This window comes from Streptomyces sp. NPDC059224 (genome assembly GCF_042754285.1).
In the GTDB taxonomy this organism is placed as follows: Bacteria; Actinomycetota; Actinomycetes; order Streptomycetales; family Streptomycetaceae; genus Streptomyces.
Genome location: NZ_JBHZAN010000001.1, coordinates 446,920 through 461,322, shown reverse-complemented (window position 1 = coordinate 461,322; position 14,403 = coordinate 446,920). Strand labels below are relative to the sequence as shown.

The 14,403-nt window shown below is 72.1% G+C and carries 10 protein-coding genes and 1 pseudogene; 4 read left to right on the top strand and 7 right to left on the bottom strand.

Annotation, left to right across the window (positions count from 1 at the left end):
• Positions 1-320: 320 nt before the first annotated feature.
• On the top strand, positions 321-1,184 hold the full coding sequence (locus tag ACFXI4_RS02175; RefSeq protein ID WP_384987330.1) for an ABC transporter ATP-binding protein: 864 nt from the start codon (positions 321-323) through the stop codon (positions 1,182-1,184).
• Positions 1,181-2,716: an ABC transporter permease gene (locus ACFXI4_RS02170; protein WP_384987328.1), complete on the top strand. Its 1,536-nt coding sequence runs from the start codon at positions 1,181-1,183 to the stop codon at positions 2,714-2,716. The genes ACFXI4_RS02175 and ACFXI4_RS02170 overlap by 4 nt, the downstream gene beginning before the upstream one ends.
• Before the next feature lie 47 nt (positions 2,717-2,763).
• On the opposite strand, the gene mshD is transcribed toward ACFXI4_RS02170, so the two are convergent.
• Positions 2,764-3,693 (bottom strand): mycothiol synthase, encoded by a 930-nt coding sequence (gene mshD / locus ACFXI4_RS02165; RefSeq protein ID WP_384987326.1) that lies wholly within the window; start codon positions 3,691-3,693, stop codon positions 2,764-2,766.
• Between the two features lie 168 nt (positions 3,694-3,861).
• Between mshD and ACFXI4_RS02160 the strand changes: the two genes are divergently transcribed.
• Together ACFXI4_RS02160 and ACFXI4_RS02155 are read left to right on the top strand one after the other, a co-directional pair.
• Positions 3,862-5,658, top strand: coding sequence for a bifunctional metallophosphatase/5'-nucleotidase (locus ACFXI4_RS02160; RefSeq protein ID WP_384987324.1), 1,797 nt, complete (start codon positions 3,862-3,864; stop codon positions 5,656-5,658).
• A 484-nt stretch (positions 5,659-6,142) separates the two neighbouring features.
• A pseudogene (locus ACFXI4_RS02155) lies at positions 6,143-7,876 on the top strand (ABC transporter ATP-binding protein); the annotation flags it as partial.
• 746 nt (positions 7,877-8,622) lie between these two features.
• On the opposite strand, the gene ACFXI4_RS02150 reads toward ACFXI4_RS02155, so the two are convergent.
• From ACFXI4_RS02150 to ACFXI4_RS02125, 6 genes are all read right to left on the bottom strand, one after another.
• Positions 8,623-9,333, bottom strand: a complete 711-nt coding sequence (locus tag ACFXI4_RS02150) for a PH domain-containing protein (RefSeq protein ID WP_384987322.1) — start codon at positions 9,331-9,333, stop codon at positions 8,623-8,625.
• 94 nt (positions 9,334-9,427) lie between these two features.
• Positions 9,428-10,855, bottom strand: coding sequence for a sensor histidine kinase (locus ACFXI4_RS02145; RefSeq protein WP_384987320.1), 1,428 nt, complete (start codon positions 10,853-10,855; stop codon positions 9,428-9,430).
• Positions 10,852-11,586: a response regulator transcription factor gene (locus ACFXI4_RS02140; RefSeq protein ID WP_362727279.1), complete on the bottom strand. Its 735-nt coding sequence runs from the start codon at positions 11,584-11,586 to the stop codon at positions 10,852-10,854. The genes ACFXI4_RS02145 and ACFXI4_RS02140 overlap by 4 nt, the downstream gene beginning before the upstream one ends.
• Positions 11,587-11,692: 106 nt before the next feature.
• Positions 11,693-11,923: a hypothetical protein gene (locus tag ACFXI4_RS02135; RefSeq protein WP_384987318.1), complete on the bottom strand. Its 231-nt coding sequence runs from the start codon at positions 11,921-11,923 to the stop codon at positions 11,693-11,695.
• Between the two features lie 41 nt (positions 11,924-11,964).
• Positions 11,965-13,077 (bottom strand): S1C family serine protease, encoded by a 1,113-nt coding sequence (locus ACFXI4_RS02130; protein WP_384987316.1) that lies wholly within the window; start codon positions 13,075-13,077, stop codon positions 11,965-11,967.
• A 284-nt stretch (positions 13,078-13,361) separates the two neighbouring features.
• Positions 13,362-14,384 carry a LacI family DNA-binding transcriptional regulator gene (locus tag ACFXI4_RS02125; protein ID WP_384987314.1) on the bottom strand — a complete coding sequence of 341 codons (1,023 nt, stop codon included), beginning with the start codon at positions 14,382-14,384 and terminating at the stop codon, positions 13,362-13,364.
• Positions 14,385-14,403: the final 19 nt, after the last annotated feature.

The window sequence follows — 14,403 nt, the reverse complement described above, 5'->3', positions numbered from 1 at the left end:
GCCCACCGGCCTTCCGGCCCACCGGCCTTCCGGCCCACCGGCCTTCCGGCCCACCGGCCTTCCGGCCCACCGGCCTTCCGGCCCACCGGCCTTCCGGCCCACCGGCCTTCCGGGCCACCGGCCTCCCGGGCCTTCGGGCCTCCGGGCCACCGGCCTCCCGGGCCTTCGGGCCACCGGGCCTCCGGGCCTTCCGGGCCACCGGCCTTCCGGGCCTCCGGGCCTTCCGGGCCACCGGCCTTCCGGGCCACCGGCCTTCGGGCCTCCGGCCCACCGGCCCACCGTCCTCTCGACCTGTTGATCCTGATTGTTGGAGCCTCTTCGTGAACACCACTGTCTCGGCCGCAGGCCTTACCGTGCGGTACGGCGGCACCCGGGTCCTGGACCGCGTCTCGCTGTGTCTGACCGATGGCGTGACGGGTCTGCTGGGCCCGAACGGCGCCGGAAAGACGACCCTGCTGAGGGTCCTGGCCACGGCGGTACCGCCGGACGACGGCGGCTTCACGGTCCGCGGCGAGGACCCGTCGGCCCCGGCCGCCCGGCTCGCCGTCCGCCGCACGCTCGGCTACCTCCCGCAGACCCCCGGTTTCCACCCGGACTTCACGGCCTTCGAGTTCGTCGACTACGTGGCCGTCCTCAAGGAGCTGACCGGCCGGGCCGAACGCCATCGCGAGGTGCGGCGCGTCCTGGACCAGGTCGGGCTCGCCGACGTACGCGGCCACCGCATCAAGCGGCTGTCCGGCGGGATGCGGCAACGGGTCGCCCTGGCCGCGGCCCTCGTCGGCGACCCCGCCTTCCTGGTCCTGGACGAACCGACCGTCCACCTCGACCCCGAACAGCGGATGCGGTTCAGGGAGTTGGTCGCGGAGGCGGGGGAGGGCCGCACGGTGCTGCTCTCCACCCACCAGACCGAGGACGTGGCCATGCTCTGCCACCACGTGATCGTCCTGGCGGGCGGCCGGGTGCGCTTCGACGGCACCCCCGCCGGGCTGACGGCGCGGGCGGCGGGCCGGGTGTGGAGCAGCGCGGAACGCGCCGCCGGCGCCCGGGCGGCCTGGCGCACCGGCACCGGCACCTACCGCAACGTGGGTGACCCCCCGGCCGGCGCGGACCTGCTCGAACCGACCCTGGAGGACGGTTACCTGCTGGTCCTCGACGACGAGTCCACGGAGGTGGCGGCGGCATGACGACGACCCAGCTGGAGGCGGCCGTGCCGGAAGCGCGCGCGACCGGCCGCCGGACCGCGTCCGTACTGTCCCTCGCGGTCTTCGAGGCCCGTCAACTGGCCCTGCAGATACCGGTGGTGGTGCTCGGACTGGTGTACCTCGTCTACGTCGGCCACCAGTTGCTCGGCCGCGACGAGGGCATGGACGCGTACCCGGTCCTGCACGACGCCGACCGCGCCACCCAGGGCGGTCCGATGCTGCTCTGCGTCGCCCTGCTGGCGTGCGTGCACCGGGCCGTCCTGCTGGACCGGCGGCGCGGGCTGGAGGAGCAGCTCTCGGTACTGGTCATGTCGCCGCCGCGGCGCACGCTGGCGCACGCCCTGTCGGTGGTGCCGTTCGCCGCCGGCGTGGGCCTGGTGGTGGGCGTCCAGTTCGGCTGGGCGGCACTGCGGCCGGGCGCGGCCGGCCACGGCTCGCTCGCCGAACTCGCCGTCGCCCCGCTGACGGTCCTGCTCTCCGGGGCGGTCGGCGTCCTGCTGGCCCGGGTGCTGCCGTACGCGGCGACCCCGGTGCTGTTCGTGTTCACCCTGGCGGTCGTCCTCACCCTCGTCGGCGGCGTCACCGGCGGTGTGCACGGCGTGCAGTGGCTCTGGCCGACGGTGGGGGAGAGCGGCGCCACCCCGGTCCCGGGCGAGCTGCTCGGCCGCCCCGCGGGCTGGCACGCGGTGTACCTCGCGGGGCTGACGGTGCTGGCGGCCGGCGTCGCGGCACTCGTCGCGGGCGGCCGGGCCCGGGTGCTCCAGGTGGTGACGGCCGCGGCCCTGGCCGCGACGGTCCTCGGCGTGAACGGCCAGACGCCGGGCCCGTCCGCCTCGCTCCAGGCCACCCGCAAGGCGGAGGCGGAGCACCCGGCGAAGTACCAGACCTGCGTGCGGCGCGAGATGTCCCGGTACTGCGCCTACCCGGACTGGGCCGGCTGGACGGCCGACTGGGCGAGGGTGGAGCGCCGGGTGCGGGCCGAGGCGGGCGGCGCGGCGGCCACGGCCCGGCTCACCGTCCGCCAGCGCATCCAGGAGATCACCGACCTGACCACGGACGGCGCCCTGACGACCGGTTCGGCCCGGGACACGGTCACCGTCGGCACCCAGTGGGGCGGCAACCGGGTCCCCGAGTTCGCCGTCGGTGTCGCCCGGGTCCTGGTGACGGGCGACGAGGCGGCGGCCCTCGACCTGTGCGACGCCCGCGGGGTCACGACGATGTGGCTGGCCCTCGCCGCCGACGCCACCCCGGAGGCCACCTTCCGCCGGCTCCGCATCGACGACAGTCTTACCGGCCCGGCGGCGGTCCTCACCCCGGACGGCGGCAGCATGGGCGTCTCGGCGCAGGTCACCGAGGTCGTACGGAGCCTGTTCCGCGACCCGCACGACACGATCGCGGCCCGGGTGAAGGCCCACTGGGCCGAGCTGACCTCGTCACGGACGACCGCGGCGGAGGCGGCCCGGCTGCTGGGCGTGCCGGTCCCGCAGGGCGAGGACGACTGCGGGAACGGCTGACGGCGGAGCCACGACGGCGGCGATCCCTCCCCACCGGCCGACGGTCCTCACGTCTCCGTGCGGTACATCAGGTCCGTCTCGTGGGTGGTGAAGCCGAGGCGTTCGTACACCGCCACCGCGGCCGTGTTGTCGGCGTCGACGTAGAGCATCGCCGTCGGCAGGCCCCGGTCCGCGAGGTGGCGCAGGCCGATCGTGGTGAGGGACTTGCCGAGTCCGCCGCCCTGCGCGGTGGGCGAGACGCCGAGGACGTAGACCTCGCCCAGGAGTTCCCGGTCGTGGACCTTCGTCCAGTGGAAGCCGAGCAGCTCGCCGTCCCGCTCCGCCAGGAAGAAGCCCGCCGGGTCGAACCAGGGCTGGGACCTGCGGTCGTCCAGGTCGCGCTGGGTGAGTGAGCCCTGTTCGGGGTGGTGGGCGAAGGCGGCCGCGTTCAGGGCGAGCCAGGCGCTGTCGTCCTGGCCGGGCACGAACGTCCGGACCGTCACGCCCTCGGGGAGCTTCGGGTCGGGCAGGTCAAGGCCGGTCAGCGGGCGTCGCATCTGACGCAGTTCGCGGAACAGGGTGAGGCCGAGCACCTGGGCGAGATGGCGGGCCGCCGAGTGGCCGCCGTGGGCCCACACGCGCAGCCGCTTGCCGGAGGCCGCGAGGAGGGCGGAGCCGAGCGCGCGGCCGTGGCCGTGGCCCCGGTGGGCGGGATGGACGACGAGTTCCGCGGCCGGCGCCTCCACCGGGTCGGTGTCCTCCAGTTGGGCGTAGCCGACGAGTTCGCCGCCGACGGTCAGCAGCAGATGGGAGACGCCCTCGCGGGCGCCGCCGCGGATCTGGATACGGCCCTGCTCGGACACCGGCTGCTGGCCGTCGGACCGGGCCGCCTCCGCCAGCAGCCCCAGCACGGCCTCGGCCTGGTCCGGGGTGAGCGCGGAGTAGGTGTCGATGGAACGGGAGTGCATGGGCGGCCGTGCGGTGTCGTCGCTGGTCATGCGTACGAGGGTACGGGGCCGGACCGGCAAAGTGGCGACACCGGGGAGGGTAAAGGGCAGGGCAACCGGCAATCAAGATGTAACCATGAACCCCCTGTTGTGCTACGCGCGTTGACCCTAGGCTGCGCCGGACCGGGCCACTTCTCAGCAGACCCACAGGGGGGTTCCATGCAAGCGAAGTCCAGACCGTCCAGAGGGCGTACGTACGCGCTGCTCGCGTCGGCCGCCGGGCTCGCCACCGTCGCAGCCCTGGCGAGCGCGCTGCCCGCCGACGCGCACTCCGGCAAGGGACACGGGCACCACGGCCCCAGCCGCTACCAGGACGTCCAACTGCTCTCCTTCAACGACCTGCACGGCAACCTGGAACCGCCGTCGGGTTCGTCGGGCCGGGTGACCGAGACCCAGGCCGACGGGACGACGAAGACGATCGACGCGGGCGGTGTGGAGTACCTCGCCACGCACCTGCGCGAGGCCCGCAAGGGCAACCCGTACTCGGTCACGGCCGCCGGCGGCGACATGGTCGGCGCCTCCCCGCTGATCTCCGGGCTCTTCCACGACGAGCCCACCATCGAGGCGCTCAACAAGCTCGACCTGGACGTGACGACGGTCGGCAACCACGAGTTCGACGAGGGCGCCAGGGAACTCGCGCGGCTGCAGAACGGCGGCTGCCACCCCACCGACGGCTGCTACACGGACAAGAGGTTCAAGGGCGCCGACTTCCCCTATCTGGCCGCCAACGTCCTCGACGACAGGACGGACAAGCCGATCCTGAAGCCGTACTGGGTCTGGAAGAAGAAGGACGTCAGGATCGGCTTCATCGGCGTCACCCTGGAGGGCACGCCGGGCATCGTCTCCGCCGACGGTGTCAAGGGGCTGGCCTTCAAGGACGAGGTCGAGACGATCAACAAGTACGCCAAGGTGCTCCAGCGCCAGGGCGTCCAGTCGATCGTGGCACTGGTGCACGAGGGCGGTTTCCCGGCTTCGTCCAGCTACAACTACGACTGTGACGCGCCGGGCGCCGGCAGCGGCATCTCCGGCCCGATCGTCGACATCGCGAAGAACGTGTCGCCGGCCGTGGACGCGCTGGTCACCGGCCACACCCACACCGCGTACGTCTGTACGGTCGACGACCCGGCGGGCAACCCCCGCATGGTCACGTCCGCCGCCTCCTTCGGGCGCCTCTACACCGACACCACGCTGACCTACGACCGCCGTACCGGCGACATCGCGCGCACGGCCGTGAAGTCGGCCAACCACGTGGTCACCCGGGACGTCGCCAAGGCGCCCGACATGACCGCGCTGATCGGGAAGTGGAACACCCTCGCCGCCCCGATCGGCAACCGCGCCATCGGCTACATCTCCGCCGACGTCAACAGCACCGGCACCGAGTCCCCGATGGGCGACCTGATCGCCGACGCGCAACTGGCGTACGGCAGGAAGCTGGACCCGGAGACGGATCTGGCGCTGATGAACCCGGGCGGGGTGCGGGCCGGACTGACCTACGCGGCCAAGGGGACCGAGGGCGACGGCGTGGTGACCTACGCCGAGGGCTTCACGGTCCAGCCGTTCGCCAACACCGTCAACCTCCAGGACTTCACCGGGGCGCAGGTCATCCAGGTGCTCAAGGAGCAGGTGAGCGGCGGCAACGCGGCCGCGCCGAAGATCCTGCTGCCGTCGAAGGGCCTCACCTACACCCTGGACCTGACGAAGACGGGCGCGGACCGTGTGGTCACCGGCTCCGTGAAGCTGAACGGCACCGCCATCGACCCGGCGGCCACCTACCGCGTCGCCACCAACTCCTTCCTCGCGGGCGGCGGCGACGGCTTCACCACCCTCGGCCAGGGAACCGGCGACGTCGTCGGCACCGACGACCTGTCGGCCCTGGCGGACTACCTGACGGCCGGCTCCTCGGCCGCGGCTCCGCTCGCGCCGCCGGCCACGGACCGGATCACGATCGTGCAGTAACCCCCCGGCATCCCTACGGGCCCGGTGTGCGCACCCCGCGCACACCGGGCCCGTTCTGTTCGGTAAAACCTGTGTGAGACGGTGTTTGGTTCCACATTGCTGCTGAAAATTAATCTCAGCCGTAATTCATTGAGGTCTAAGTGAAAATGGCTTTCTTCGGCCCGCGAGGCACGTAATCTTTTCCATGTCGAAAGCGAACGGCGCAGACGGCACAACGAAGGAGAACACCATGAGCTTCCACAGGATCGCCCCCGTCAAGAAGCACCACAAGCCCGCTCCGGCCCCGAAGGAGCTCGCGCCGAAGAGGCCGGAACCGAAGCGTCGCCCCGTCGGCGACAATCGCTGACAAAGAATTTACAGGCGTAATTAAAAGCAATTCACAGGCCTGCGGCGAGGCGGGGTCACCGGTTGAGCACGGTCGTGCCGGAGGCCCCGCCTCGGCCATGTCCGGGCCCGGACGGATGACAGAAGGGAGTCGTCGACCATGAGAGAAGCCCGGGTGGCCTTCCGCCGCTTCTGGCCGCTGACCCGCGGTGACCGCGGGTGGCTCGGCGCGATCATCGCCTGCGTGGTGGTGGCCGCGCTCGCCGAGACCGCCGCGATCCTGCTCTTCGCCGACCTCACCGACAACGCCCTGGCGGCCGGTTCACTGTCCGCCTTCTGGGGACCGGCCGGCGCCTGGCTCGGCGTCGCCGCACTCGGCGCGTTCGTCGGCTACCTCGGCAACTCGCTGGCCACCTGGACCGCCGGGAGATTCGTCCTGCGGCTGCGCGCCAAGGTCTTCCGGCACCTCCAGGGCCTGCCCCCGCACTTCTTCCAGGAGCACCGCCGGGGCGACCTGGTGGAGCGCCTCACCGGTGACGTCGAGGCCATCGAGCAGATGGTCGTGTCCGGGGCCGTCGGCACCGTCGCCGCCGCGTTCTCCGCCGTCTTCTACGCGGCCGCCGCCTGCTGGCTGCGCTGGGACCTGGCCCTGGTCACCTTCGTCCTCGCGCCCCTGTTCCTGCTCGCGGCCCGCCGCTTCTCCGGCCGGATGGGGAAGGCCGCCAAGGACGAGCGGACCGCCGACGGCGCGATCACCTCCGTGGTCGAGGAGTCCCTCGGCAACATCGTCCTCACCCAGGCGTACAACCGGCACCGGGACGAGGAGAAGCGCCTGGACGCCGAGGCCCGCGCCTGGATGCGGGCGAGCGTGCGCGGCGCCCGGCTCAGCGAGATGTACGCGCAGTCCGTCGAGGTCGTCGAGACCCTGTGCGTCCTCGCCGTCATCGGGCTGGGCGTCTGGGAGATCTCCGCCGGCCGTATGACCCTCGGCCGATTGCTGGCCTTCGCCGCCTTCCTCGGCTACCTCTACCCGCCGGTCCGCAGCCTCGGCCGGCTCGGCCTCACCCTCACCGCGGCCACCGCGGGCGCGGAACGCATCGGCGAGATCCTGGACGCCGAGCCCGCCGTCACCGACCCCGTCCGTCCGGCCGGCCCCTGGCCGGTGCGCGGCTGGGGCAGCTTCCGCGGCGTCTCCTTTTGCTACCCGGGCGCCCGCCGCGCCTCCCTTCGCGACATCGACCTCGCGGCCGGACCCGGCGAACTGGTCCTGGTCACCGGCAGGAGCGGCGCCGGCAAGTCCACCCTCTCCAAGCTCCTCACCCGTTTCTACGACCCCTCGGCCGGCGTGATCCGCCTGGACGGCGTCCCGCTTGCGGAGATACCCCTGGCGTTCCTCCGCGAGAACGTGGCCCTGCTCCCGCAGCAGACCCTGATCCTCAACGGCACCGTCCGCGAGAACATCGGGTGCGGCCGCCCCGGCGCCACGGACGGGGAGATCGAGCAGGCGGCCCGCGCCGCCGCCGCCCACGACTTCGTCGCCGCCCTCCCCGAGGGCTACGACACCCGCATCGCCCCCGGCACGGCCGCCCTCTCCGGCGGCCAGCTCCAGCGGATCGCCATCGCCCGCGCGATGCTGCGCGCCGCCCCGGTCCTCGTCCTCGACGAGCCGACGGCCGGCCTGGACGCGATCGCCGCCCGCCAGGTGGTGGCCCCGCTGCGCAGGCTGATGGCGGGCCGTACGGCCATCGTGATCACGCACGACCTCACCCTCGCCCCCGACGCCGACCGCGTCCTGGTCGTCGACGCCGGCCGCCTGGTGGAGGCGGGCACGCACGCCGAACTCCTCGCCCGGGGCGGCGCCTACGCCGCCCTGGCCCGTCCCCTCCCGGAGACGACCGCGGCGGCACCCGGCGCCGGTGCCCGACGAGACGCTGATCCTCAGGTGGTAGCGGCGCGCGGTGGTTCAGAGGGTGACGACGGCGACGACGGCCACCACGATCGCCACCGCCACCGCCAGGCCCACCACCACCGACCACGTCTTGCGCCGGGCGATCCGCCGCACGATCTGCTCCTCGACGGCCGGACGCAGCTCCCAGTCGAAGCCGCGGTAGGGGACCGCGGTCAGGCAGATGTCGGTGATCTCGGCGTACGGGTCGTCCAGCTGCCAGTTGTTGAGCTGCGGCAGCGGGAACCGGCGGCCGTCGAAGTCGTACAGGAAGACGACCCAGTCCGGATACGTCACCCCGGAGCCGCCGCCCGGGACGCGCTCGACCCGGATGCCGTACACCTCCCGCCACGCCCAGGTCCGCGCGCGCAGGGCCCACTGCGCGGTGACGCCCTGGGCCGTGATCCGGGTGTGTGCCCGGTACTGGTTCAGCGGGACCATGACGAGGATCACCAGGAACAGCAGCCCGAACCCGAGCGTGCCCCATCTGCGCAGCCCGGTGTCGTCCGTGTAGAGCCGTAGGAACGCTCCCCCCATCACCGCGCCCACCACCAGGAAGTACCGCCCCGGCAGCCTGCGGCGTCTCCGGTACACGCGCTCCACGCCTGTCGCCTCCCCCATCGAGGCCCCCCTCATCCGGGCCCGCACCGAACTGGTGCGCGGCTGAGGAGAGGATAAGACCATGCACTGTGACGTCAGTTGCGCGGTCGGACGGTCCAGTACCACTGGAGTACGGCGCTCAGCGCGACGCCCGAGACCACCGGCACGCACACGATCAGCAGGAAGGGGTGGTCGGCCCGGTCCGCGAACACCAGCGCCAGGCTGACCACGAACATCACCACCATCATGGCGACGGCTCCGTACCCGCCCCACAGCCGTGCCCTGCGGCGCAGGGCCCCGCGCCGGATCCGCTCCTCGACGTCCGGGCGCCGTCCCCAGCTGAGGCTGCGCTCCGGGTCCGCCGTCAGGCACAGCTCCGAGACCTCGGCGTAGGGGTCGGGCAGTTGCCAGTCGTCGAGGTGCGGGAGCAGGAAGCGGCGTCCGTCGAAGTCGTACAGGTAGGTGAACCACTGGGGACCCTGCCGGCCGGAGCCCCGCGGGAGTGGCTCGACCCGGATGTCGTACACCTCGGACCAGGCCCAGGTGCGGGTCCGCAGGGGCCGCCGCGCGGTGATCCCGGCGCTGGTGACCCTGGTGTACGCCCGGTACTGCTCCAGCAGGACCCGCACCAGGGTCGCGATGATCAGCACGATCATGACCGGCGGCCCCCACCGGTACCCGCCCTCGCCATAGGGACGGCCGGCCTGGAAGAGCGCGTTGAGCAGCACCACCCCGAGCAGGAGCAGATACGCCCCCGGCGGTCTTCGCCGCTTGCGGTACTCCCGCTCGAATTCACCCTCGCCCACGCCCGAACCCCTCCCCGCACGCACCGGACGGGTGCGCGACTGGGGAGAGGATAGGCCGTCTCGATGCGGCGTCTTCAGGCAGGTCAGGAGGCGGCTACGCGGTCTCGGGCGGAGGCGTGGACGCTCCCGGCAGCCGTACGGTCGCCACCGTGCCGCCGCCGGACGCGTGGGCCAGGGTGACCTCGCCGCCGGCCTGCTGGACCGTGCGGGCCACGATGGACAGGCCGAGGCCGGAGCCCGGCAGGGCGCGTGCGCTCGGGCTGCGCCAGAAGCGGTCGAAGACGTGGGGGAGTTCGTCCGCGGGGATGCCCGGGCCGTGGTCGCGGACCGTGAGGACGCCGTGGTCGAGGACGACGTCGATCGTGCCGCCCTCGGGGCTGAACTTCACGGCGTTGTCGAGGATGTTGACGATCGCCCGCTCCAGCGCGGAGGGTTCGGCGCGCACGAACCACGGCCGGACGTCCGCCGTGATCTTCAGTTCCGGGCCGCGCAGACGGGCGCGGCGCAGGGCCGCCTCGATCGTGTCCTGGAGGGCGACCACCTGCACGCGTTCGCCGCGCTGGCCCTCCGCGCGGGACAGCTCCTGGAGATCGCCGATCAGCGACGCCAGCTCCGTCATCTGCGCCTTCACCGAGGACAGCAGCGCCCTGCGGTCCGCCGGGGGGATCGGGCGGCCCGTCTCCTCGCTGCGGGTGAGGAGCTCTATGTTCGTGCGGAGGGAGGTCAGGGGGGTGCGCAGTTCGTGGCCGGCGTCGGCGATGAGCTGCCGCTGGAGTTCGCGGGAGCTCGCCAGGGAGGTGGTCATGCTGTTGAACGACCGGGACAGCCGGGCGATCTCGTCGTCCGACTCCTCCTCCACCGGGATGCGGATGCTCAGGTCCTCGGTACGGGCGACGTGTTCGACGGCCTCGGTGAGTTCGTCGACGGGGCGTAGACCGGCGCGGGCGACAGCCAGGCCCGCGGCTCCGGCACCGACGACCCCGATACCGGAGACGAGAAGGAGGATCAGGGCGAGGTCCTTGAGGGTGTCCTGGGTGCTCTTCAGGGGAACGGCGGCGATCAGTCCGACGTAGGACCCGGTATCGGTGGGGAACACCTGCGTCATCACGCGTACGGCGTTTCCGGCCCCGTCGGTGCCGTTGCGGAAGTAGAGCGTGTTGGTGTCCCCGGACTTGATGATGTCCTTGTCGCCCTGGGTGACCTCGACCGCGCCCGTCGAGCCGGTCAGCAGACAGACCTTGCCACTCGTCGTGACCGCCTGGCCGTAGTTGGTGCGGAAGCTGTTCGTGTCCTGGGGGGTGGGGGAGCAGTCGGCGAGGGCGTGGCTGAGGATGTCGAACACCACAGGTCCGCGCTGCTGCTTCTGCAGATCGCTCTCCAACTGCTCGTACAGCTTGCCCTGCACGATGAACCAGCAGGTCACCGACACCGCCGCCACCGCGAACGCCACCGCCGCCGCGACCAGCATCGACAGGCGGGCGCGGATCGGGAGGTTGCGGAAGCGGCGGGCGAGGCCGGTCACTCGGCGCCACCCTGGCGCAGGACGTATCCGACGCCGCGCACGGTGTGGACGAGGCGGGGCTCGCCGCCGGCCTCGGTCTTGCGGCGGAGGTACATGACGTAGACGTCGAGGGAGTTGGAGGAGGGCTCGAAGTCGAAGCCCCAGACGGCCTTGAGGATCTGCTCGCGGGTGAGGACCTGGCGTGGGTGGGCCATGAACATCTCCAGGAGCGTGAACTCCGTGCGGGTCAGCTCCACCTGCCGTCCGGCCCGGGTGACCTCGCGAGTCGCCAGGTCCATGCGCAGGTCGGCGAAGGTGAGCGCCTCGTCCTCCTGGCCGCCTTCGGCGACCGTGCCCGCGTAGGAGCTGCGGCGCAGGAGAGCACGGATACGGGCGAAGAGTTCGTCGAGTTCGAAGGGCTTGACCAGGTAGTCGTCCGCCCCGGCGTCGAGGCCGGTGACCCGGTCGCCGACCGTGTCGCGGGCCGTCAGCATCAGGATCGGGGTCCTGTCGCCGGCCCCGCGGATGCGGCGGGCGGCGGTCATGCCGTCCATCCGCGGCATCTGGATGTCGAGGACGATCAGGTCCGGCTTGCAGGCCGTGGCCTTGTCCAGCGCGTCCGCTCCGTCGACGGCGACCTCGGTCTCGTACCCCTCGAAGGCGAGGCTGCGCTGGAGTGCCTCGCGTACGGCCGGCTCGTCGTCGACGATCAGGATGCGCTGGGGGTCACGGTCGCCTTCGGCGGGGCTCATCGCTCGCGGTTCCTCGGGGTGTGGTGGTTCCGGGTGGGGTGGGGCGCCTCTCAGCCTCGCATGTTTCCGGGCTGTCGGGTATGCACGCCGGTGGGGCGATACGCCCCTAACCGCGCACCAGGGTCATCCGGCTCAGCGGCACCTTCCGCTGGTGCGGGCGGTCCGCGGACGTGCGCAGGCCCATCAGCTGCGGGGCCGGCACGACCTCCGGGGCGCGCGGCGCCATGGTCACCGCCGCGGCCCTGGCCGGTGCGTTGAGTTCGTACGCCACCTCGAGGGCGAGGTCGAAGCCGGCCGGGTCGTCACCGCTCGTGAGGTGCATAATCTGCTTGATCATGACGTACTCCCTTGCGCTCGGTCTGCTCGTGGTGCCGTGCTTCAGCTGGTGGAGCCCGCCCGCAGCTTGGCCAGGTCGGACTTGACGGTGTTGATCGGGATGGCGAAGCCGAGGCCGACGCTGCCCGCGTCCGAGGAGGACGACGAGGAGTCCGAACTGGCCGAGTACATCGCCGAGTTGATGCCGATGATGTTGCCGCCGGCGTCGATCAGCGCGCCGCCGGAGTTGCCGGGGTTCAGCGAGGCGTCGGTCTGGATCGCCTTGTAGGTCGTCGTGGACGAGCCCGTGTCGCCGTTGAACTGCCGGCCGCCGAAGGAGAACGGCCACTGGCCGTCGCCGCCGCCCTGGCTCTGCTGGCCCTGGCCCTCGTCGGTGGCGACGGTCACGTCCCGGTCGAGCGCGGAGACGATGCCGCTGGTGACGGTGTTGCTGAGGCCCTCGGGGGAGCCGATCGCGACGACCGTGTCGCCGACCTGGACGCCGTCGGAGTTGCCGAGGGCGGCGGTCTTGAGCCCGGAAGCGCCCTGGAGCTTGACGAGGGCGATGTCCTTGGCGCTGTCGGTGCCGACGACCTCGGCGGTGTAGGACTTGCCGGTGCTGGTCGTCGCCTTGATCGACTGGGCGCCGGAGATCACGTGGTTGTTGGTGACGATCTCGCCGTTGCTGCTGATGACGACGCCGGAACCGGTGGAGGTGCCGTTGCTGAGGGTGGCGGTGATCTCGACGACGCTCGGGCTGACGGCGGCGGCGATGGTGGCGACGTCACCCTTCTTGCTGGAGGGCACCACGTTGGTGGAGGCGCTGGAGGAGACGGTGTCGTTCTTGCCGGTCAGCTCCTGGAAGGCGTACGCCGTGCCGCCGCCGACGGCCGCCGCGACGATCGCGACCGCGGCGAGGAGGGCTATCGGGCCCCGGGTGCGCTTCTGCCCGGCGTGGACCGAGTGCTCCGGGTGCTCCGCCGTGTACTCCGGGAACCGCGCGGTCTGCGGCTCGGGGGCGGCCTGCGGGGCCGGCTGGTGGGCCGGCGGGGGCGGCCACTCCGGGTTCACGGGGGCGGAGGCGTGCTGCTGCCGGGGGTACGCGCCCTGGTAGGCGTCACCCTGGGGACCCTGGGGGTTCTCGTACTCGCCACTGCGGCGGAGGCTCTCGGTCATGACATTTAGCTTGTCCCGCGACCATGAGAGCCGGCTGAGGGCCCGCTGAGAACGCCGCGAGAAGCGCGTTTGCCCGATATAAGGAACCTTCTCGCGGGTCGGGCGAGTCTCTCAGAGAGCGTTCATGTGGGTCCTCCTTCGGGTGCGGCCCGGCGGAGGCTTGCCGTGCTGGTTCCCCGCGCCCCTGCAGGGGCGCTCACCGCAGCGCCCCGCTTCCAGGGGCGCGGGGAACTGCGCGGGCGGGGAACTGCGCGCGCAACCCTCACCCAGCCGCAGCCCAAGAACTACCCGCAGCCGCAGGACCCCCGCACCACCAGCCGCGAGGGAAACGTCTTCAACCGCTCCCGGCGCGACCCCGCGACCCGCAGCCCGTCGTCGAGGACGAGGTCCACCGCCGCCCGAGCCATCGCCGGACGGTCCGATGCGATCGTTGTCAGCGGCGGATCCGCGAGCCCCGCCTCCTTGATGTCGTCGAAGCCGGCCACCGCCAGCTCCCCCGGCACCTCGATGCGCAGCTCTCGGGCCGCCCGCAGCACGCCGATCGCCTGGTCGTCGGTGGAGCAGAAGATGGCCGGCGGCCGGTCGGGGCCGGCCAGCGTCTCCAGGGCCACCCGGTACGCGTCGTACCTGTTGTACGGCGCCTCGAACAGCCGGCCCTCCGTGGTCAGGCCCGCCTCCGCCATGGCCCGCTTCCAGCCCTCGACGTGGTCGGAGACCGGGTCGCCGACGGCGGGGGTCTCGGCGGTGCCGCCCATGCAGGCCACGTACTCGTAGCCGTGCTCCAGCAGGTGCCGGACGGCGAGCTGGGCGCCGCCCAGGTCGTCCGTCACCACCGCCACGTCGTCGATCGCCTCCGGCCGCTCGTGCAGCAGCACCACCCGGGCGTCCCAGGCGTCTATCTCCGCGGCGGCCAGATCGTTCAGCGCGTGCGAGACGAGGATGAGGCCCGAGACCCGCATCCCGAGGAACGCGCGCAGATAGTGCACCTCGCGCTCGGCGACGTAGTCGGTGTTGCCGACCAGGACCATTTTTCCGCGCTCGGACGCGGCCTGCTCCACCGCGTGCGCCATCTCGCCGAAGAAGGGCTGCCGGGCGTCCGGGATGATCAGACCTATGAGGTCCGTGCGCCGGGACGCCATCGCCTGGGCGACCCGGTCGGGCCGGTACCCCAGCTCCTTGATCGCGGCGAGGACACGCTCGCGCGTGGCCGGTGCGACCGGCCGGGGTCCGTTGTTGATGACATAACTGACAACGGCGGTGGACGTACCCGCCAGCCGCGCCACATCATCCCGAGTCACCTTGGCCACGCGCGGAGTCTACGCGGAT